23 protein-coding genes and 1 pseudogene are annotated in these 22,325 nt (G+C 36.4%); 23 read left to right on the forward strand and 1 reads right to left on the reverse strand.

What is annotated here, in order from left to right:
* Positions 1-142 precede the first annotated feature (142 nt).
* The 21 genes and pseudogenes from FFM68_RS08570 (at position 143) to FFM68_RS08680 (ending at position 20,315) form a co-directional block, all read left to right on the forward strand.
* Positions 143-712 carry a TetR/AcrR family transcriptional regulator gene (locus FFM68_RS08570; RefSeq protein ID WP_137618947.1) on the forward strand — a complete coding sequence of 190 codons (570 nt, stop codon included), beginning with the start codon at positions 143-145 and terminating at the stop codon, positions 710-712.
* A 268-nt stretch (positions 713-980) separates the two neighbouring features.
* Positions 981-1,985 (forward strand): NADP-dependent oxidoreductase, encoded by a 1,005-nt coding sequence (locus FFM68_RS08580; protein WP_137618948.1) that lies wholly within the window; start codon positions 981-983, stop codon positions 1,983-1,985.
* Positions 1,978-2,844 (forward strand): alpha/beta fold hydrolase, encoded by an 867-nt coding sequence (locus FFM68_RS08585; RefSeq protein ID WP_239585136.1) that lies wholly within the window; start codon positions 1,978-1,980, stop codon positions 2,842-2,844. Before FFM68_RS08580 ends, FFM68_RS08585 begins: the two co-directional genes overlap by 8 nt.
* Before the next feature lie 743 nt (positions 2,845-3,587).
* Entirely contained in the window at positions 3,588-3,902 is a 315-nt protein-coding gene (locus tag FFM68_RS08590) for a YdcP family protein (RefSeq protein ID WP_000421280.1), read from the forward strand.
* Positions 3,903-3,922: 20 nt separating this feature from the next.
* Positions 3,923-4,300: a YdcP family protein gene (locus tag FFM68_RS08595; RefSeq protein WP_001234189.1), complete on the forward strand. Its 378-nt coding sequence runs from the start codon at positions 3,923-3,925 to the stop codon at positions 4,298-4,300.
* Positions 4,301-4,309: 9 nt separating this feature from the next.
* Entirely contained in the window at positions 4,310-5,083 is a 774-nt protein-coding gene (locus tag FFM68_RS08600) for a Mom family adenine methylcarbamoylation protein (RefSeq protein ID WP_000185760.1), read from the forward strand.
* Positions 5,084-5,104: 21 nt separating this feature from the next.
* Positions 5,105-6,508, forward strand: coding sequence for an FtsK/SpoIIIE domain-containing protein (locus tag FFM68_RS08605; protein WP_137618950.1), 1,404 nt, complete (start codon positions 5,105-5,107; stop codon positions 6,506-6,508).
* Between the two features lie 181 nt (positions 6,509-6,689).
* On the forward strand, positions 6,690-7,874 hold the full coding sequence (gene mobT / locus FFM68_RS08610) for a MobT family relaxase (protein ID WP_000426691.1): 1,185 nt from the start codon (positions 6,690-6,692) through the stop codon (positions 7,872-7,874).
* Positions 7,871-8,143: a hypothetical protein gene (locus FFM68_RS08615; RefSeq protein ID WP_000055367.1), complete on the forward strand. Its 273-nt coding sequence runs from the start codon at positions 7,871-7,873 to the stop codon at positions 8,141-8,143. The genes mobT and FFM68_RS08615 overlap by 4 nt, the downstream gene beginning before the upstream one ends.
* On the forward strand, positions 8,140-8,361 hold the full coding sequence (locus tag FFM68_RS08620) for a hypothetical protein (protein ID WP_001009054.1): 222 nt from the start codon (positions 8,140-8,142) through the stop codon (positions 8,359-8,361). Before FFM68_RS08615 ends, FFM68_RS08620 begins: the two co-directional genes overlap by 4 nt.
* 59 nt (positions 8,362-8,420) lie before the next feature.
* Entirely contained in the window at positions 8,421-9,182 is a 762-nt protein-coding gene (locus tag FFM68_RS08625) for an abortive infection family protein (RefSeq protein ID WP_000494842.1), read from the forward strand.
* Positions 9,183-9,243: 61 nt separating this feature from the next.
* A complete protein-coding gene (locus FFM68_RS08630; protein ID WP_000421245.1) occupies positions 9,244-9,744 on the forward strand; it encodes an antirestriction protein ArdA in 501 nt (166 codons plus the stop codon).
* 71 nt (positions 9,745-9,815) lie between these two features.
* Positions 9,816-10,841 (forward strand): hypothetical protein, encoded by a 1,026-nt coding sequence (locus tag FFM68_RS08635; RefSeq protein ID WP_000234705.1) that lies wholly within the window; start codon positions 9,816-9,818, stop codon positions 10,839-10,841.
* A 70-nt stretch (positions 10,842-10,911) separates the two neighbouring features.
* Positions 10,912-11,307 (forward strand): conjugal transfer protein, encoded by a 396-nt coding sequence (locus FFM68_RS08640; RefSeq protein ID WP_000723886.1) that lies wholly within the window; start codon positions 10,912-10,914, stop codon positions 11,305-11,307.
* Positions 11,291-13,744 (forward strand): conjugal transfer ATPase TcpF, encoded by a 2,454-nt coding sequence (tcpF, locus tag FFM68_RS08645; protein ID WP_000941001.1) that lies wholly within the window; start codon positions 11,291-11,293, stop codon positions 13,742-13,744. Before FFM68_RS08640 ends, tcpF begins: the two co-directional genes overlap by 17 nt.
* Positions 13,741-15,768: a CD3337/EF1877 family mobilome membrane protein gene (locus FFM68_RS08650; RefSeq protein WP_000192390.1), complete on the forward strand. Its 2,028-nt coding sequence runs from the start codon at positions 13,741-13,743 to the stop codon at positions 15,766-15,768. The genes tcpF and FFM68_RS08650 overlap by 4 nt, the downstream gene beginning before the upstream one ends.
* Positions 15,765-16,787, forward strand: a complete 1,023-nt coding sequence (locus tag FFM68_RS08655; RefSeq protein ID WP_000768374.1) for a bifunctional lytic transglycosylase/C40 family peptidase — start codon at positions 15,765-15,767, stop codon at positions 16,785-16,787. The genes FFM68_RS08650 and FFM68_RS08655 overlap by 4 nt, the downstream gene beginning before the upstream one ends.
* Before the next feature lie 16 nt (positions 16,788-16,803).
* Entirely contained in the window at positions 16,804-17,733 is a 930-nt protein-coding gene (locus FFM68_RS08660) for a conjugal transfer protein (RefSeq protein WP_000584387.1), read from the forward strand.
* Positions 17,734-18,046: 313 nt separating this feature from the next.
* Positions 18,047-18,094: pseudogene (locus FFM68_RS13330) on the forward strand (hypothetical protein); the annotation flags it as partial.
* Between the two features lie 15 nt (positions 18,095-18,109).
* Entirely contained in the window at positions 18,110-20,029 is a 1,920-nt protein-coding gene (tet(M), locus tag FFM68_RS08675; protein WP_000691737.1) for a tetracycline resistance ribosomal protection protein Tet(M), read from the forward strand.
* Between the two features lie 118 nt (positions 20,030-20,147).
* Entirely contained in the window at positions 20,148-20,315 is a 168-nt protein-coding gene (locus FFM68_RS08680; RefSeq protein WP_001803271.1) for a cysteine-rich KTR domain-containing protein, read from the forward strand.
* Positions 20,316-20,372: 57 nt separating this feature from the next.
* Here FFM68_RS08680 and FFM68_RS08685 read toward each other — a convergent pair whose 3' ends face one another.
* Entirely contained in the window at positions 20,373-20,726 is a 354-nt protein-coding gene (locus tag FFM68_RS08685; RefSeq protein ID WP_001227349.1) for a helix-turn-helix transcriptional regulator, read from the reverse strand.
* A gap of 531 nt (positions 20,727-21,257) precedes the next feature.
* Between FFM68_RS08685 and FFM68_RS08690 the strand changes: the two genes are divergently transcribed.
* Both FFM68_RS08690 and FFM68_RS08695 read left to right on the forward strand, forming a co-directional pair.
* Positions 21,258-21,680, forward strand: a complete 423-nt coding sequence (locus FFM68_RS08690; protein ID WP_000804878.1) for an RNA polymerase sigma factor — start codon at positions 21,258-21,260, stop codon at positions 21,678-21,680.
* A complete protein-coding gene (locus FFM68_RS08695) occupies positions 21,677-21,907 on the forward strand; it encodes a helix-turn-helix domain-containing protein (protein WP_000845144.1) in 231 nt (76 codons plus the stop codon). The genes FFM68_RS08690 and FFM68_RS08695 overlap by 4 nt, the downstream gene beginning before the upstream one ends.
* Positions 21,908-22,325: the final 418 nt, after the last annotated feature.

Consider the following 22,325-nt stretch of genomic DNA (forward strand, 5'->3'; position numbering starts at 1 on the left):
ATTTTTCAATTCTTTTCTACTGAATAACGCTGTATTAAAATCAGGAGCAAGTAAATTGACAAAATAAATTTTTCTGGTATTTTTAGAATGAACGTTCTAGAAAATAAAACGCAGCATTTTTGTAAGGAAAGGAGCTTTGATTTTGGGAAGAAGTAAAGAATTTGAAGAAAAAGTTGTTTTGGAAAAAGCCATGCATGTCTTTTGGCAACAAGGCTATAGTAATACATCCATGCAAGAGCTTGTCGATGCAATGGGAATTCATAGACGAAGTATTTATGATACTTTTGGGGACAAACACAACTTATTCCTCTTAACTTTGGATTTATACGAAACCACTCTTAAAAAAGCAATTAGGGAAAATCTATCTGAAGAAATGACTATACATGAACAATTAAAAATAATTTTCTCTATTTCAATTGGTGAAGAAAGTCATGCGGGGTGCTTTCTTGTGAACGCTGCTACTGAATTAGCGAACGTGGATCCTCTGATAGAGGAGAAAATTCAAATGTATTTTGACCACGAAGAACAGCAATTGTTCAATATTCTTTTAGCGGCCCAAGAAAAGAATGAACTATCTGCCGCTACGGATATCAAAGCACTGGCTAGTTATCTTCATAATGCTTCAGTTGGTATTCGTGTCTTGTCAAAAACAACAAAAAACACTGAAAAATTAAATCGGATTATTGAGCAAACAGTATCCTTTGTACAATAAAGGAGTAGGCAATCAAGAGATACATAGTTATTACAGGTGCAAGTGCAGGAATCGGCTATGAAACAGCATGAGCTTTTACAGAAAAAAGAGAAGAATTTAATCTTAGTCGCTCGTCAGAAAGATTGATTAGGCGAAGAGTTTAGAAAGAAATGCTTTATGTAAATACTTAGGGAAGCAGGATATACCGACTAGCCAACAATCGATTAAAAATTTGGAAACCGTCAATGCAGAATCAGTAGTGGTTTCTTAAAAAGGAGAAGAATGAACAATGAAAGCAGCGCAAATAAAACGTTATTCAAAAGAGATCAATGTGGAAGTTACAGACATCCCCACACCAAAAATTTCGAAAAATGAGGTACTTGTGAAAGTCAAAGTGGCAGCCGTTAACCCGTTAGAAATTTTGAATATCACAGGAAGTGTGAAACTCATCCAAGACTATGAAAAACCTTTTACTCTTGGAAATGAATTGACGGGAATTATCGAAGAAGTCGGCAGCGAGGTAACGAATTTTAAGAAAGGTGACGAGGTTTATACCAGATTGCCGATTGATAAGATAGGTGCTTTTGCCGAGTATGTGGCCGTGGATCAAGGCGCAATCGGGTACTTACCCAAAAATCTGGATTTTGTGACAGGTGCCGGTGTTCCGTTGACGGGGTTAACCGCTTATCAAGCCCTAACGGAAATTTTACAAGCTAAGCCTGGGCAATCTGTCTTTATTCCTGGTGGATCAGGGAGTTTTGGTCAAATTGCTGTGCCGATTGCAAAACATCTTGGCTTGCGTGTAATTGTCTCTGGAAATGCTGGTGCCAAGGAGCGGATTATCCAAGCGGGAGCTGATCAATACTTAGATTATCGCAAAGAAAATTATTGGGAAGTTTTGAATAAGGTTGATTTTGTCATTGATACGTTGGGAGCAAAAGAGATTGATCGAGAACTTGCCATCATCAAACCTGGTGGCAAGTTACTTAGCCTAATTGCCGGTCCTAATAAACAATTTGCTATTAGGCAAAATTTACCAAGATGGAAACAAGGGTTGTTTGCTGCTGTTGGGGCTAAACTAGATAAAAAAGCTAAACAGCATGATGTGACCTACCACTTTATTTTTGTTCAAGCAAACGGACAACAACTACAAAAAATTACCGAGATTGTCGAAAAGGAAAACATTGTTCCAGCAATTGATCCTCATGAATTTACTCTAGATGAAGTCAATGAAGCGCTTCTGCTGGTAAGAGATGGACATCCCAAAGGTAAGGTAGTGATTAAATTTGACTAAAAAAGAAAGTGAAAAAAATGATGCTCTGGAACAGGATTATTTGACAATTCCCAATCTTTTTTTGGAAACAAATAAGCATACATTTGCTTATCGAGAAATGGGAGAGAGAGTAGGTATTCCACTGGTAATGTTTCACCATTTATCCGCAACTTTGGATAATTGGGATTATCGAGTGTTAAACCAATTAGCCAAAAACCACTGGGTCATTGTTTTTGATAATGTTGGAGTAGGGCTATCCACTGGCAACGTGCCCAGAACCATTGCTGAAATGGCGGATGATGCCTTGGAATTTATCCATGCTCTAGATGTTAATCAAATCGATCTCCTTGGCCTTTCTATGGGGGGGATGATCGCTCAAGAGCTAGTTGTAAAAGAACCTCAACTTGTTCGGAAATTGGTTTTGGTGGGAACTGGTCCGAGAGGTGGGCAAGGCATATCTGATGTAACAAGGATAACAAATAAAGACCTTGTACGTTCGATTTTTACTAGGAAAGACATAAAAAATTATTTGTTTTTTACTTCAACAGCAAATGGGAAACAAAAAGCCCAAGAATACTTGAGTCGAATCCATGAAAGAATCGCTGTAAAAGATAAAACTATTCGACTTTCTAGTTACAATAATCAGTTGAAAGCAATCAACCGCTGGGGAAAAGATTCTCATTTGGATCTATCCAATGTCATCCAACCAACATTGGTAGTGAACGGCGATCATGATCGAATGGTTCCAACGGTTAATTCTTATCAGCTAGCCAAAGAAATTCCTAATACGAAGATCAAAATATATGCAGACGCTGGACATGGCTCATTGTTTCAATATCCAGATGAATTTACGCAATTAGTAACGTTCTTTTTAAAATAAAATAATGCGAAGAATCAAGATACAACTACTTTAAAACAAATGAAAAGTTATTCTTAGACGTAGTAAATTTTAGAGGACCTGCCTCTAGAAATAGTAATACTATACAAGTTTATATCGATATTTCTAGCAGGAATGGCATTTTATCAGTGGCTGGGAAAAATCCTCTTTTGAAAACAACCAGGGACAATGCTTTTTTCTGAAGCTCAGATAGAGCTTGATATACCTGATTAATATCTATAATTGGCGAAAATAAGGACTTTTAAGTTTAATTTTTCCGAAAAGTAATCCGTGTCAAATTAAGCCTAAAGCAAAAATCCCGTCAGATTTCTCTGACGGGATTTTTGCGGAACCCAATTAAAATAGACTCTTTTTATCCATTCCATATTGAGCCAAATGCCGTTAAATCAACATTCTGCAATCAAGTTAGGTTACTATTTTATTCCCACTCTGTTTTAAGGGTATGGCATATAAGCGAAAATGCTGTAATATCAAGGATTTTGGAAACGTATAAAATCGAATAAATTATATTTAAAAAAATAAAAAGTGCAATAAAAGTGCAGTATTTGCACCTAAGCAGACCTGATTAAATTCGAAATGGAATTCTAAACTCAATATTCATTTAAATGATAGACGTTCATAATGAGCGTCTATTTTTTATGCTTTGAAAGGTTGTGATACTAACAAATTTTTAAATGAATAAAGTAAGCCAAAAATATTTTATGTGAGAAAGGAACGATACACTTATGGAATTAAAATATGTCATTCCCAATATGGAAAAAACATTTGGTCAATTAGAATATGCTGGTGAAGGGAATATTGAACAACGTCGAGTCAATGGCAGACCAACTATTCTCTCTCGTAGCTACAATTTATACTCAACGATTCAACGAGCAGATGATATTGTTGTCATTCTTCCCTCCGAAGCTGGCGAGAAACATTTTGAATCCGACGAAAAAGTCAGACTCATCAACCCACGTATTACCGCAGAAGGTTATAAAATTGGCAATAGAGGATTTACCAATTACATTATGCACGCAGACGATATGGTGAAAGCTTAAGAAAGGAAAGGTGAAAAAATATGAGATTAGCAGAAGGTATTGTGATTGAAAAAGACCAGACATTTGGCACATTGAAATTTTCCGCTTTACGTCGTGAGGTTCGTATTCAAAATGAAGATGGTTCGGTTTCCGAAGAAATTAAAGAACGTACCTATGACTTAAAATCAAAAGGACAAGGACGCATGATACAAGTCAGTATCCCCGCTTCTGTTCCTTTGAAAGAATTTGACTACAACGCAGAAGTGGAATTAATCAATCCTGTGGCAGATACCGTAGCGACGGCTACTTTTCGAGGGGCAGACGTTGATTGGTACGTGAAAGCAGACGATCTTGTATTAAAAGGACAGACAAAACCTCATCAGAAATATAAAAAAGAAGCGTCCGAAAGTGAAAAATAGGTGTTGCTTATGACAAACACACCATTGATTTTGAAAGAAATTCCGAAAGATGAAGCCATTTCTTTTATTCGGCAATACCATTATTCAAAGATACTCCCTAGATTGTGTAAATACTTTCTAGGGATTTTTTCAGAAGAAAAATTATTAGGCGTTGTGGAATTAGGCTGGGGTACGCAACCCCTACAAACCATACGCAAACTCTTTCCCGACAGTTCCCTTCAAACCACAGATTATTTAGAAATTGGAAAGATGTGTTTTCTTCCAGAAATGAATCAAACCAATTATTTTGGCAGTCAAGCTCTTTCAGCTCTAATTAAGTGGTTGAAAGAACATACGGACTGTCATTTTTTATATACATTGGCAGATGGAATTGAGGGAAAATGTGGCTATGTCTATCAAGCGTCCAACTTCTTTTACTGCGGGTATTTCAAGACAAGTGTCTATCGTGATAAACAGTCATGGGAAAAGATACACCCTCGAAGTGCTCGCCTTTTATTAGAGGAAAATGCTCGTTTTGAACAGGTAGAGAAAAAGCATTGGCTTTCCCAGGCATTTTGCGAATACAAAGGGATTGAGAAAATCAATGGACGCATGTTTCGCTATCTCTATCCGTTGACAAAAGAAGCGAAAAAACTGTTAGGACACACGCTCTATCGACGTCATTATTATCCGAAAGAAAAAGATTTACGCTTTGAAAAGCGAATCGCTTATCGGAAATATGAAGCCATTTCTCAACCAACTTTTGATAAACAGGCTCGTATCTACAATACACAATTATTTTGATAGATGGAAAGGAGGATTTTTATGCCATTGCTTCATGACAGAGGAAAGCGAATCAAAGCCAACGATAAGGACTTGGTCTATCATTTTGTGCTGATTTCATTGCTGATAGTTTTTCTAGTCGTTCTACTCCCTTTTCATTGGAGAACGTTACAATCGGTGAATTGGCAAACAGTTCAGTTAGATACATTTTTCTATCAACTGCATACGCCATACTTTTGGAGCAGTATTCTCACTGCTTTTTTTGTATGCGGACTCATCAGCTGGCTCTATTATCACTATCGCATAGATTCTATAAAACAGTTAGAGCACCGTCAAAAGTTAGCTCGTATGATTTTAGAAAACCATTGGTATGAAGCCGAAGAAACTCAATCAGAGGGATTCTTTAAAGACTTATCCAGCAAGAAAACCAAACAACGAATCCGCCATTTTCCTAAAATGTATTACCGAATGAAAGATGGACTGATCCATATTCATGTAGAAATCACTTTAGGGAAATATCAAGATCAGCTCTTGCACTTAGAAAACAAACTAGAAACAGGCTTGTATTGTGAATTAGTGGAAAAAACGTTGAAAGATTCTTATGTAGAGTATGTTCTACTTTATGACACCATTGGCAATCGAATTGGCATTGAAGATGTGGTAGCTCAAGATGGACGTGTCAAATTGATGGAATCGGTCTATTGGAAGTTTGATTCTCTCCCTCACATGTTAATTGCTGGGGGCACGGGTAGTGGAAAATCCTATTTTATTCTCACATTGATTGAATCTCTCCTGCATACAAATGCGAAGCTTTATATTCTCGACCCTAAAAATGCTGATTTGGCAGACTTAGGAGCGGTCATAGATAATGTCTATTACCGTAAAGACGATATGCTGGCATGTATTAGTCAATTTTACGACGATATGATTGCCCGTAGTGAAACCATGAAGCAACACCCGAACTACAAAACAGGAGAAAATTATGCGTATCTTGGTCTACCTGCGAACTTCCTGATTTTTGATGAATATGTGGCGATGATGGATATGTTAGGTCGTGATAGTGCACAAGTTATGAATAAACTCAAACAAATTGTTATGCTCGGACGACAAGCAGGCTTCTTTTTAATTCTTGCCTGTCAGCGTCCAGACGCAAAATATTTTAGTGATGGTATTCGAGATAACTTTAACTTCCGTGTGGCTTTGGGTCGTATGTCTGAAATGGGCTTCGGTATGATGTTTGGAAGCGATACACAAAAACAATTTTTCTTAAAACCCATCAAGGGAAGAGGTTATGTGGATACAGGAAAAAGTGTGATTAGTGAGTTTTATACACCCCTTGTACCAAAAAGGTATGATTTCTTAGGAGAAATAGGAAAAGTCATTCAAAAAAAGCAATCTGAGCCTGTACCGCACGAAGTGAAAGGTACAGGTTCAGACTTGCTTTGATTGGTGTGGCGTTAGCCACGCCAATCCTTTAGCCCCCTCTACCTAACAGGGGGGCACAAATACAACTGAAAACAGGCAATTCTCATCAACCAATGTTGATGGTACAAGGAATTGCGGAAAATAGGAAAGATGTAAACTCAAGGGTCATAGTTTACATCTTTTTTAGATTGGAGGTTTGCGAATGGAAAACGAAAAAATTTGGATTAAGGAATTGAAAGAAAAGCGACTGGCTTATGGCGTTTCTCAAAATAAACTGGCGGTTGCTTCTCATATTACCAGACCTTACCTATCGGATATTGAAACAGGCAAGGCAGTCCCTACTCAACAGGTGAAAGAAGATTTACTGAACGCTTTGGAACGCTTCAATCCCGATAACCCATTGGAGATGTTATTCGACTATGTACGGATTCGATTCCCTACCAATGATGTGTCTCAAATTATCGGTGAGGTTTTACGCTTGAATATGGATTATATGCTACACGAAGACTTTGGCTATTATTCTTATCCCGAACACTATCGTTTCGGTGATATTGTTGTCCTAGTCTCTCATGATGTAAGTAAAGGGGTTTTATTAGAACTGAAAGGAAAAGGCTGTCGGCAATTTGAAAACTTTCTATTGGCTCAACATCGGAGCTGGTATGGTTTCTTTCAAGATTGCATGGAACATAAAGGTATTTTCAAACGCTTGGATTTAGCCATCAACGATAAAACAGGGATTTTGAATATTCCAGAATTGGCAAAGAAATGTAAACAGGAAGAATGTATTTCCGTCTTTCGGAGCTTTAAAAATTATCGCAGTGGTGAATTGGTTCACCGTGATGAAAAACCAGACATGGGAAACACCCTTTATATTGGCTCATTAAAAAGCGAAGTCTATTTCTGTATATATGAGAAAGATTATGAGCAATACGTGAAAAATGATATTGCCTTAGAAGACGCAGAAATAAAGAATCGCTTTGAAATTCGTTTGAAAAACGACAGAGCCACTCAAGCCATGAAAGATTTGTTGGAACATCAAAATGCAGAAAAAACAGCGTTTGAGATTATCAATCGTTATATTCGCTTTGCCGATAAGGACGAAACCAAGCGACGGAGTGATTGGCAAACCAATGAACGCTGGGAATGGTTTATCGGCAAAAATCGTGGAGCATTACGCCTAACCATACAGCCAGAACCTTATTCTTTTGAACGAACATTGAACTGGTTACATCATCAAGTCGCCCCTACATTAAAAGTCGCAAGCATTTTAGATATTCTCAACGGTACAACCATTATTTCCACCATGATTCATGAAGCCAAACTGACAGAAAAACATGAGAAATTAATTGAACAACAACATCTAGGCATGGAGGATTTGATTACATGAGCCTCTTAACAGAAGAATTAAAGAAGTTAGGGTTTCAAGCGTATATACAAAATACAGGGAAATATACGTCTCTCATTATTGAGGGAAAACGGCAAGCTGGTGATACCATCTATACCTATGATTTTTACAAAGTGAGCTTTTATAAGAATTATACCAGTCGAATAACTGTTTATGGAGAGCATTTAACTCCTTTTCAATTATTAAAGCGTGTAAAAAGCTATATCTACTATCGAGAAAAATATCTTAAGGAAAGGAGGACAATCACATGAATTTTGGGCAGAATTTGTACAACTGGTTCTTGGATAATGCACAGTCATTGGTATTGTTAGCGATTGTCGTCATTGGACTGTTTTTAGGTTTTAAACGAGAATTTTCAAAACTTATTGGCTTTTTGATTATTGCTTTAATCGCCGTCGGACTTGTGTTCAATGCAGCTGGCGTGAAAGATGTGTTATTAAACTTATTTAACCGAATCATTGGTGCTTAACAGATATTTTTCATGATAAAATAGGAAGTATATATTTTGTTATGAAAGGATCCATGAATATGTTTACAAATGATCAATTTAAATCTCTTTTAATTAAAACATTAGAAAGAAAGAGCTCTTCAAATTATTATGAAGGAGGTAACGAGATTGTTTCTAAAATGAAAATATCAGAGGTAACTTTAGATGAGACTAACGAGTTTACTTATTATAAAGGATACAAAAGGGATTGGAATACGCTTTGCACCTATCTTAAAATAAGAGCTCCTTTTGATGATTTAGACTTTTTTGAAAGTCATAAAGATTTGCTTACCCAGACAGCAAGCTCCATATATGATAAACAAGGTGATAATGTATTAGTGGATACTATTTTAGTACCACTTCCAGAGAATTACGAAGTAATTAACTTTAGTCAGTTGAAAATTAGTGATGTGATTTCACAAGCTATTGAAGACGCTGAGTCTTTCATGAGTAATGGTGAATATCAACGTGCCTTTGACAGAGTTCACACTGCTTTTCATGGATATTTAATTGAAATACTAAAAAAATATGAAATTACAGTTCCTAGAGACGAAAATCTATCTAAATTATATAGTAGGATACAACAATTAATTGAAAAAGAAATTCAACCTACTGAACTTGCTGATATAGTGAAGACAACGATAAGGTCATCAAATGGAATGATTAGCTCTCTTAATGAAGCAAGAAATAGGCATTCACTTGCACATCCTAATACAAATATTATTGGAAAGAGAGAAGCAAAACTAATAATAGGTATTTCAAGTACAGTTACAGATTATATTAGCGGATACCTTGATAAGTAGCGTCATTAACTGATTGCTACTTTTTTTTTGACTATATTTTATAAAAAGGATGTGATAAGAATTGGAATTGAAAGTCTATGTGGCAAATTTGGGACGGTATAATGAAGGTGAATTAGTTGGATCATGGTTTACTCCACCAATTGATGAGGAAGAAATGGCAGAAAGAATCGGTTTAAATGAGAACTACGAAGAATACGCCATACATGATTTTGAGCTTCCTTTTGATGTGGACGAATACACGCCAATTAGTGAAATCAACCGTCTATGTGAAGCCATTCAAGAAATCGAAGGTACACCTATTTATAATGAACTCAAAGAAATTCAAGGCATGTGGTTTAGTAGCTTGGAAGAATTACTGGAAAACAAAGAGAATATTCATTGTTATAGTGAATGTGATTCTATGGAAGATGTCGCCCGTTATTATGTGGAAGAAACAGGACAACTTGGTGAAGTACCTTCTAATTTACAAAATTATATTGATTATCAAGCTTTGGGACGTGATATGGAAATAGAGGGAAATTATCTTATCACCTCTCATGGAGTATTTGAGTATTCTAATTAACATGGATTACTCTAAACTAGCAATACTGCTATAATAATTTTATACGTTCTGAATTAAGGAGGATTGTTCAATTGGTAATAATAGATGTTTATGGGAAAATAACAAAAATAAAATTGTCAGATAAATTGAAACTATATATATCTAATGTTTCTGATGACTGGAAGGAAAGCATTATAGAAGACATGTTACAAGAAATTCGACAACAAAAAGTTGACATGGCAGATAATTTGAAAAGGTATGGTAAAACATTTCAAACAGAATATTCTATATCTTATTTGAAAGAAATCGTTCACGCCAATGTTGAAGACTATACAAAATATAATTTAGATTCTATTGAGTCATGTCTTCAATGCCTTGTTGATAATATGATATGTCTATTCTTTGACTATGAATATCAGGATATGCCTTTTTTTGATTGGACAAGCAATTGCTTTGATGGTCGTTTTTGTGAAGAGGATTACGCTGAAAAAGTGATGTATTTTAGTAACTTTGTAAATCATGATATACAAAATGGTATTCATATGAACTGCATTTATACAAGTAATATGAATCCTAAAGAGCATACTAGGATATTATCAAATCTAAGTTTTAGAATTGATTCAAACTTTAAAGGGTGCAGGACTACAGACGACTACATTACGGAACTTAAAAAAATGGGCAACCGAATTGATTCTATACTAAAATCGGAAAACGATTATTACAAATTAGATTATATTATGAACGGGATATATAGTGATAATAGTTATAATCAAAATCATTATTTAAAGACTTTTACTTTGTTAGAACTTGTATTATTAAAACCAAATCAGAATACAAATGAAATTGACAAATTACTAATACCTTATCTTGATAAGAAATATGGAGAGGTTTCGAGTGAAGTAGCAAAATTATTAAGACAAATGAGAAATAAAATCGGACATGGTGATTTCAAAGGTTTTAACGAAAAAGCAGAAAAATTCGCTCAAAAATTTATGAAACACTTTCATTTTGACTATACAGAATACAGTAGATTAAATTGGGTATTACTTCATACCTGCTGTCTTTTAGATGATTTACTCAGAATAACTATTTTTCAACAATTAAAAGTCACAAAATAATTATTATTTTATAGAGCAATCACCTATTTTGATTGCTCTTTTTCTATTTTTACGGAAAGGACGTGAAGACATGAAAAAAATAAGAAGTTACACCAGTATTTGGTCAGTAGAAAAAGTGATTTATGCAATTAATGATTTACAACTCCCTTTTCCCATAACCTTTACACAAATGACATGGTTTATCGTTTCTTTGTTTGTCGTTATAATCTTTGGCAGTTTACCACCACTTTCCTTGATTGACGGAGCACTACTCAAATACTTAGGGATTCCCGTTGTCCTCACTTGGTTCATGTGTCAAAAAACCTTTGACGGGAAGAAACCCTATGGATTTTTAAAATCTATTATTACCTATGCTCTACGCCCTAAAATAACCTATGCTGGCAAACAAATACGATTAAATAAAGAAAAAATGAATGAATCAATCACGATTGTAAGGAGTGAACAATTAAATGGCACACCCCATTAAATATATCGAAGATAATCTCGTATTTAATCATGATGGCGAAGTATTTGCTTATTATGAATTAATTCCCTATAATTACAGTTTTTTAAGTTCCGATGAAAAAGTTCAAGTTCATGATAATTTCCGTCAATTGATTGCCCAAAATCGTGATGGTAAGATTCATGCCCTGCAACTAGCAACCGAATCAAGTATTCGAGCGACACAGGAACAATCGAAAAAAGAAATCACTGGACGATTAAAAGAGATAGCTTACGAAAAAATAGATGAACAGACCGAAGCGTTAGTTTCTATGATTGGTGACAATCAAGTGGACTATCGCTTTTTTATTGGTTTTAAACTCTTGCTGAATGAACAGGAAGTATCGGTCAAAAATATTGGCAAAGACATTCAAAAAGCATTTGCGGAATTCTTTCATGGCGTGAATCACAAGTTGATGGGCGATTTTGTTTCTATGCCTATGTCAGAAATCGAACGCTTTTCTAAAATGGAACAGTTATTAGAAAGTAAATTATCCAGACGCTTTCACATTCGCCCATTGGGGAAAGATGATTTTGGGTATATCATTGCCCACCTTTACGGTCAAACAGGGATTCCTTTTGATGACTACGACTACCATTTACCCAAACGATATGAAGATAAAAAAGTGTTGGTAAAGAAATACGATATTATTAAACCCACTCGCTGTTTAATCGAAGAAAAGCAACGCTACTTACGGATGGAACAGGAAGATACTACCACTTATGTGGCGTATTTTACGATTAACAGTATCGTCGGCGAATTGGATTTCCCCAATAGTGAGATTTTTTATTACCAGCAACAACAGTTCACTTTCCCGATTGATACCAGCATGAATGTTGAAATTGTTGCTAATAAAAAAGCTCTGTCTACCGTTCGCAACAAAAAGAAAGAATTGAAAGACTTGGATAGTCACGCATGGGAAAGCGACAATGAAACCAGTACCAATGTGGTGGACGCTTTAGAATCTGTCGACGAATTAGAAACCAACCTAGACCAAACCAAAGAATCCATGTACAAACTAAGCTATGTGGTACGGGTATCGGCAAAAAATCTGGACGAGTTGAAACAACGTTGTGATGAAGTAAAAGATTTTTATGATGATTTGTCTATCAAATTAGTACGACCTTTTGGCGATATGCTAGGCTTGCATAATGAATTTATTCCCTCAAGCAAGCGATATATCAATGACTATATTCAATATGTCACGTCGGATTTTTTGGCTGGTCTTGGTTTCGGAGCTACACAAATGCTTGGTGAAAATTCTGGTATTTACGTCGGTTACAATCTCGATACAGGCAGAAATATTTATCTCCAACCCAGCCTTGCAAGTCAAGGAATTAAAGGCTCTGTGACGAATGCGTTAGCGTCTGCTTTTATTGGTTCATTAGGTGGCGGAAAATCATTCTCTAACAATATGCTGGTCTATTATTCGGTACTCTTTGGCGGACAGGCAATCATTGTAGACCCAAAAGCTGAACGTGGCAAATGGAAAGAAACCTTACCTGATATTGCCCATGAAATCAATATCGTTAATCTCACGAGTGAGAACGACAATAAAGGGTTACTTGACCCTTATGTGATCTTAAAACTCCCGAAAGATTCAGAAAGCCTAGCCATTGATATTCTCACGTTCTTAACAGGCATTTCCAGCCGAGATAGCGAGAAGTTTCCTGTCCTGCGTAAAGCGATTCGGAGTGTCACTCAAAGCGAACAACGAGGGTTGTTATTGGTGATTGATGAATTGCGAAAAGAAGATACACCCATCAGCAATAGTATTGCTGACCATATCGAAAGCTTTGTCGATTATGATTTTGCCCATCTGTTATTCAGTGATGGCAATGTCACCCAATCCATTAGCTTGGAAAAACAACTCAATATTATTCAAGTGGCAGATTTGGTCTTACCCGATTCCAATAGCTCTTTTGAAGAATACACCACCATGGAATTATTAAGTGTGGCAATGCTGATTGTCATTAGTACCTTTGCTTTAGACTTTATCCACTCTGACCGTTCCATTTTTAAAATTGTTGACCTTGATGAAGCTTGGAGTTTTTTACAAGTGGCACAAGGAAAAGCTCTATCTATGCGTTTAGTTCGGGCAGGGCGTGCCATGAATGCAGGGGTCTATTTCGTTACTCAAAACGCCGACGATTTACTAGATGAAAAGATGAAGAATAATATTGGCTTGAAATTCGCCTTTCGTTCCACTGACCTAGTGGAAATCAAAAAGACCTTAGAATTTTTTGGCGTGGACAAGGAAGATGAAAACAATCAGAAACGCTTACGTGAATTAGAAAATGGACAATGTTTAGTTTCAGACATCTATGGTCGTGTAGGGGTTATGCAGTTTCACCCGATTTTTGAAGAGTTGCTTCATGCCTTTGATACCAGACCGCCTGTGCGAAATGAGGGGGAAAAATGACACAAAAACAAAAGAAATTTCTTCACTATAGTTGGATAACGCTCCTTTGTGTGGGCGTTATTTTACTTTTATTAGGCACGCTGGGCAATGCAGTACAAGCAACAGGCTTAGTTGATGAAACCATTGATACAAGCAACGAGTATTCCAAGTATGGTTTAAATCATTATCAGCTTGATTATTATGTGGACAATAGCTGGGGCTGGCTGCCGTGGAATTGGAGTGACGGCATAGGGCAATCAGTGATGTATGGACTGTATGCCATTACCAATTTCATTTGGACGATTTCTCTTTATCTTTCCAACGCCACAGGCTATTTGGTCAAAGAAGCCTACGCCTTGGATTTCATTAGTCAAACGTCTCAAGCGATTGGTGAGAACATGCAGACCATTGCAGGGATTACACCGAATGGCTTTTCCAGTTCGGGTTTTTATGTCGGCTTCCTTCTTCTTTTTATTCTGATTGTTGGAATCTACGTTGCCTATACAGGACTGGTGAAACGAGAAACGACCAAAGCTATACGAGCTGTGTTAAATTTTGTGGTGGTGTTTATTCTATCAGCTTCCTTTATTGCGTATGCTCCCGATTATATTGCGAAAATCAATGATTTTTCCAAAGATGTGAGCACTGCCAGTTTAGATATTGGGACAAAGATTGTCCTTCCCGATACGGATAGTCAAGGCAAAGACAGTGTGGATATGATACGTGATAGCCTATTTTCTGTTCAAGTCAAGCAACCGTGGTTATTACTTCAATATGGCTCAACCGATATAGAAACCTTAGGTGAAGACCGTGTGGAAAAGTTATTGGCTACCAGTCCAGATACAAACAATGGTGAAGATAGAGAAAATGTAGTGATTGAAGAAATTGAAGATCATGACAATACCTATTTAACACTCCCGAAGACCATTTCCCGATTAGGAACGGTCTTCTTTTTGTTTGTATTCAATATTGGTATCTCGATTTTTGTTTTCCTTCTAACAGGAATCATGATTTTTTCGCAAGTGCTATTTATTATTTTCGCTATGTTTTTGCCAATCAGTTTCCTATTAAGTATGTTGCCGAGTTTTGATGGCATGGGCAGGCATGCCATTACCAAGTTATTTAATGTGATTATGACAAGGGCTGGTATTACCTTGATTATTACCGTTGCCTTTAGTATTTCCACTATGCTTTATTCGCTGTCAGCAAGTTCTCCCTTTTTCATGATTATGTTTTTACAAATTGTGACCTTTGCAGGGATTTATTTTAAACTGGGCGATTTAATGAGCCTATTCTCTTTACAAAGCAACGACTCTCAAAACATGGGCAGACAAGTGTTTCGCAGACCTCGTCAAATGATGAATCGACAAACCAGAAGATTTCAACGCAGTATGAGTAAGATTTTTCGTGGAAAAGCAGGGTCAACGAAGCAAAAGACAATGACAACAAAGCAGAATCAAACCAATAAAGCTAACCATACTCGTCAAAATGAACGGACTACACCAAAGAAAGAAACAGCACTTTCCAATGTGAAAAAGCAACAAGGCGGTATCGGGCAACGATTAGGTGAAAAGACAGCCCATGTATTGGACACGAAAAATCGTCTAGTCAATAAAAGAAAGCAGGCTAAACAACAGATACAGGCGACACCAACCCATGTCAAATATGCCCTTCATCAAGGAAAAGAGAATGTCACTCATAATGTAACAGACTTTAAACAATCTATGGCAGATACCAAAGCTCAACGCAAACAACAGCGTATGAACCAGCAGGAGCAAAAACGAAAGAACATTGCTCAAAAGCGTTTGGAGCTGGATAAAGCAAAAGAAAAAAGACGAAAAGAAAACCCATCATCTCCTGTTCAGAATAACCAGCAGCATGTTCGCAAGCGTCAGCAAACCGTCACGCCTGTTTTGTCACAAAACACTAAACGTGAAAATCATCAGCGACCATTGAAAAAAGAGCAAAAACAAAAGACACCACCGAAGCAATTCAATCAGAGGAAGCTAAATAAAAGAACGGATAAGCGAGGACAACAAACATGAAGCTAAAAATAACAGTGATTTGTAGTGTGGTCTTCTCTCTCTTCTTTTTTCTCTTATTATTCCTAGTCATTTTCTTTGCAGATGATACGGACAGTGGCGAAAACAACAAGGATTCTTCTATTTCACAAGGCGGTGTGACCGTTTCACCAGAAGTGTTGGCACACCGTCCGTTGATTGAAAAATATGGTAAGGAATATGGGATTGAAGACTATGTTTCTTATATCTTAGCCATTATGCAAGTGGAATCGGGCGGTACAGCAGAAGATGTTATGCAAAGTTCCGAATCTTTGGGTTTACCGCCCAACAGTTTGAGTACCGAAGAGTCCATCAAACAAGGGGTTAAATATTTCAGTGAATTATTAACCAGTGCAGAACAACAAGGAGTGGATATAGATTCTGTTATCCAATCTTATAATTATGGCGGTGGCTTTTTAAATTATGTGAGGAGTCATGGGAAAAAATATACCTATGAATTAGCCGAACAGTTTTCTAAAGAGAAGTCGGGTGGTCAAAAAGCAGACTATCCCAATCCCATAGCCATACCTGTGAATGGTGGTTGGCGATATAACTATGGAAATCAGTTTTATGTTCAGTTGGTTTCACAATACCTAACCGACACTTCCCCAACAGAATTTGATGATGAAACCGTGCAAGTCATTATGGACGAAGCCTTGAAATACGAAGGGTTTCCCTATGTCTTTGGAGGGGCGTCGCCTACCACCTCTTTTGATTGTAGTGGCTTAATACAATGGGTGTATGACAAAGCTGGCATTTCTCTCCCTCGTGTCGCCCAAGATCAGTATGACGCTACGCAAGAAATCTCTATGGAAGAAGCCCAAGCAGGCGACCTTATCTTCTTTCATTCAACCTATAATGCAGGCACATATGTGACTCATGTGGCGATATATTTAGAGGGAAATCGCTTTTATCATGCAGGCGACCCAATCGGTTATGGCGACTTAAGCAGTCGTTATTGGCAAGACCATCTGATTGGGGCTAGACGTGTTATTCATAACTAAGAAAGGAATGAATCAAATGATTATAAAAATCGAGCGAAAAGAAAAGAAGGAGAAACCAAAGAAATCTAAAAAACCGAGCAAGCAAAGAAAAGTTCCGATGATTAAAGTTGGCACGCATAAGAAATTAACCTTTGTTTTATGGGTTTTATTGATTGGTAGTGTCGGATTTGGAATCTATAAAAATTTTACTGCCATTGACACTCATACTGTCCGTGAAACAGAAATCATTAAACAGCAGATTGTCGATACCAACCAAGTAGAAAGTTTTGTGAAATCCTTTGCGAAAGACTACTTTTCGTGGCAACAATCCCAAGAAGCCATTGATAAACGAAATGAAAAATTGACCCATTATTTGACGGAAGAATTGCAGGTATTAAATGAAGAAATGATTCGTAAGGATATTCCTACTAGTTCTAGTGTGAACGATATACAGGTGTGGCAGGTTTCTCAAGTGAATGAGAACACCTTTGAGGTACTGTTTTCTGTTGAACAAGTTATTACCGAAGACAAAGACAAGGAAACTATATCGTCTAGCTTTCATGTGGTTGTCCATATAGATGAATCAGATAATATGGTTATTATCAAAAATCCGACAATGAGTAAGAAACCTCAAAAATCGGACTACCAACCCAAACAGCTAGAAAGTGACCATACAGTAGATACAGAAACGATGGACGAAATCACTAGCTTTTTAGAAACGTTCTTCCAGCTCTATCCTACCGCCACAGAAAAAGAATTGACTTACTATGTAAGTAATCATGTGTTACCTATGATTAACAAGGAATATGTTTTCGAGGAATTGGTGAATCCTATCTTTACCAGAAAAGATAACCAAGTAATCGTGAATGTCGCTGTGAAATATTTAGATCAAGAAACAAAGGCAACCCAAATCTCGCAATTTGAGTTGATATTAGAAAAACAAGATAATTGGAAGATTGTAAAATAACAAATATTGGTACATGATTACAGATACTTTGTAATCATGTACTCTTTTTGATAAAAAATTGGAGATTCCTTTACAAATATGCTCTTACGTGCTATTATTTAAGTGACTATTTAAAAGGAGTTAATAAATATGCGGCAAGGTATTCTTAAATAAACTGTCAATTTGATAGCGGGAACAAATAATTAGATGTCCTTTTTTAGGAGGGCTTAGTTTTTTGTACCCAGTTTAAGAATACCTTTATCATGTGATTCTAAAGTATCCAGAGAATATCTGTATGCTTTGTATACCTATGGTTATGCATAAAAATCCCAGTGATAAAAGTATTTATCACTGGGATTTTTATGCCCTTTTGGGTTTTTGAATGGAGGAAAATCACATGAAAATTATTAATATTGGAGTTTTAGCTCATGTTGATGCAGGAAAAACTACCTTAACAGAAAGCTTATTATATAACAGTGGAGCGATTACAGAATTAGGAAGCGTGGACAAAGGTACAACGAGGACGGATAATACGCTTTTAGAACGTCAGAGAGGAATTACAATTCAGACAGGAATAACCTCTTTTCAGTGGGAAAATACGAAGGTGAACATCATAGACACGCCAGGACATATGGATTTCTTAGCAGAAGTATATCGTTCATTATCAGTTTTAGATGGGGCAATTCTACTGATTTCTGCAAAAGATGGCGTACAAGCACAAACTCGTATATTATTTCATGCACTTAGGAAAATGGGGATTCCCACAATCTTTTTTATCAATAAGATTGACCAAAATGGAATTGATTTATCAACGGTTTATCAGGATATTAAAGAGAAACTTTCTGCCGAAATTGTAATCAAACAGAAGGTAGAACTGTATCCTAATATGTGTGTGACGAACTTTACCGAATCTGAACAATGGGATACGGTAATAGAGGGAAACGATGACCTTTTAGAGAAATATATGTCCGGTAAATCATTAGAAGCATTGGAACTCGAACAAGAGGAAAGCATAAGATTTCAGAATTGTTCTCTGTTCCCTCTTTATCATGGAAGTGCAAAAAGTAATATAGGGATTGATAACCTTATAGAAGTTATTACTAATAAATTTTATTCATCAACACATCGAGGTCCGTCTGAACTTTGCGGAAATGTTTTCAAAATTGAATATACAAAAAAAAGACAACGTCTTGCATATATACGCCTTTATAGTGGAGTACTACATTTACGAGATTCGGTTAGAGTATCAGAAAAAGAAAAAATAAAAGTTACAGAAATGTATACTTCAATAAATGGTGAATTATGTAAGATTGATAGAGCTTATTCTGGAGAAATTGTTATTTTGCAAAATGAGTTTTTGAAGTTAAATAGTGTTCTTGGAGATACAAAACTATTGCCACAGAGAAAAAAGATTGAAAATCCGCACCCTCTACTACAAACAACTGTTGAACCGAGTAAACCTGAACAGAGAGAAATGTTGCTTGATGCCCTTTTGGAAATCTCAGATAGTGATCCGCTTCTACGATATTACGTGGATTCTACGACACATGAAATTATACTTTCTTTCTTAGGGAAAGTACAAATGGAAGTGATTAGTGCACTGTTGCAAGAAAAGTATCATGTGGAGATAGAACTAAAAGAGCCTACAGTCATTTATATGGAGAGACCGTTAAAAAATGCAGAATATACCATTCACATCGAAGTGCCGCCAAATCCTTTCTGGGCTTCCATTGGTTTATCTGTATCACCGCTTCCGTTGGGAAGTGGAATGCAGTATGAGAGCTCGGTTTCTCTTGGATACTTAAATCAATCATTTCAAAATGCAGTTATGGAAGGGATACGCTATGGTTGCGAACAAGGATTATATGGTTGGAATGTGACGGATTGTAAAATCTGTTTTAAGTACGGTTTATACTATAGCCCTGTTAGTACTCCAGCAGATTTTCGGATGCTTACTCCTATTGTACTGGAGCAAGCCTTTAGAAAAGCTGGAACAGAATTGTTAGAGCCATATCTTAGTTTTAAAGTTTATGCACCACAGGAATATCTTTCACGGGCATATAACGATGCTCCCAAATATTGTGCAAATATCGTAAATACTCAACTGAAAAATAATGAGGTCATTATTATTGGAGAAATTCCTGCTCGATGTATTCAAGATTATCGCAATGATTTAACTTTTTTTACAAATGGGCTTAGTGTTTGTTTAGCAGAGCTAAAAGGATATCAGGTTACCACTGGCGAACCTGTTTGCCAGACCCGTCGTCTAAATAGTCGGATAGATAAAGTAAGATATATGTTCAATAAAATAACTTAGTGCGTTTTATGTTGTTATATAAATATGGTTTCTTATTAAATAAGATGAAATATTCTTTAATATAGATTTGAATTAAAGTGGAAAGGAGGAGATTGTTATTATAAACTACAAGTGGATATTGTGTCCTATTTGTGGAAATAAAACAAGACTACGAATACGAGTGGATACTATACTTAAAAATTTCCCTTTATACTGCCCCAAATGTAAGAACGAAACTTTAATTAATGTTCAAAAAATGAATATAATAACAATCAAAGAGCCAGACGCCAAGACGCAGAGCCGATAATTTGAGAAATGAAACTCTCATCTTATCGGCTCTTTTTGTTTATCTGAATTTTACTGACTAGCCTTCAATATTTCTTGCTTCATTGATACCTTTTGCTAGTGCTTCCATTAAGGATAGTTCTTTGTCTGTAAAGCTATCCATGTATTTTTCTATCTGTAGCCTTCGAGTGCTTTTTATCAAATTATCTGTAGGTAAGAAAAATTCATCAATAGACACATGGAGTAATGATACAAGATCATAAAGCACCTGTGTACTTGGGTGTTGCCCTTTATTTTCTATATTTGTTAAATAACGTGGGTCAATTTCAATGATTGTTCCTACTTGTTCACGGGTGAGACCACGTTTTATTCGAGCCTCTTTAATCGCTAGACCAACGGCTCTAAAATCGTATTTATCTTCTTTTTTACGCATAATAAACCACCTCTATACATTTTACTGTTCCTATCCAAGTGGAAACAGGTATAGAAAAACGTGTTATGTAGTTTGTGAGTTCTTTTAAGAGCGCTATTATGCTTATGAATGTGATAAATCCAATCTCAAATAGAAAGGTCGCTGATTTTATTTACCCATACAACTATATAAAATTTAGTTATGCTGCTAAAAAGTAGATAAAATTGGCGACTGAATGGAGGTCACAGTCGCCATGAAAAAGATACGTCACTATCTAATTCTCTTAATTAGGTTCTTATCAAAAAAACTTACCCACCTACACTAGATAAATATGACCATCAATGTGGTTTTACAAATCGTATAGACAGAACAATTGAAGCACATGAACAGAGAAAACAATCTGTTTATGTGTTTTTTTGGCTACTTCGTGAATATCTTTTAAGATTTTTCTTCACTTATGCAACAAATCCCCCTTTCGTGTCGGGACTTAGTATGAAGGGAGATAAAGAAGTACATGCCACTCCCTTTCACGACAGAAAGGGGGTGAAAAACATGAAACCATCTTCTTTTCAAGAAACCATAGAAAATCAGTTTGACTATATCTGCAAACAAGCCATTGAAGATGAACGGAAAGATTATTTCAAACATCTAAGCAGACTGTCCAAAAAAGAAGTTTCATTTTCTGAAATAGATAACTACCTTGTCACCTCTTTTTCTACGGTTGATACGTATGTCACTGATTTTCAACTATTCACATTGTATGGATTAAGAATCAATGTTGAAAGTGATTTGTTAAGCGAAGCCTTACGCCACCTTCCAGAGAACAAGCGGAACATCATTTTACTTCATTATTTTATGGATATGAGTGATGTGGAAATTGCAGAATTACTAAATGTAAATCGTTCAACAGTTTATCGTCATCGAATAAGTGGACTAGCCATGATTAAAGAATTCATGAAGGAGTGTAAAGAATGAAAACAGCCTATCCAAGGGTTCCCTTCCCCCTCATTGTAAAGGCGACAGATGGCGACGTGGAAGCAATTAATCAGATTGTTAAACATTATCGAGGGTATACCTCAAAACGTTCTTTGCGTCGCATGACAGACGAATATGGCAATTCTCATATGGTTATTGATGAAACCCTACGTGGCAGAATGGAAACAAAACTCATCACCAAGATTTTAGCGTTCGAAATTAAATAATCTCATTTTTTCGTGGAAGCGTGTTGAACCGTTCCACGCTTCCCGATTTGGGAGGTTTGTTATTCCATCAAAGCCTACTGTATGTTCAGTATGTTTTGATAGGCTAACAAGCCAAACGTTCTTTGACAATTGAATAAAGCCAATCGAATACGTTTCGATAAGAAAAGAGCCAACGAACTAACACGCCATGATCTATGAAGATAGCGAGCGATTCATGTTAAAACTTCGTAAACAATCTTTAGCAGGATTGTTGCCATGACTTTCTTATCGTGATAATGATACTCCCGTATAGCCACAGTCCGAGCGTTAGTAGCGTCGCAGACAATGGGTACGGCTACATGAAAATCATGCAGGGGTGAAATGCCCGTGAGCTTTGCTAGAGCTGTTCGATTGCTGGGATATTCTTCTCTTGTCAATG

It is taken from the genome of Enterococcus xiangfangensis, assembly GCF_005405365.1.
In the GTDB taxonomy this organism is placed as follows: domain Bacteria; phylum Bacillota; class Bacilli; order Lactobacillales; family Enterococcaceae; genus Enterococcus_A; species Enterococcus_A xiangfangensis.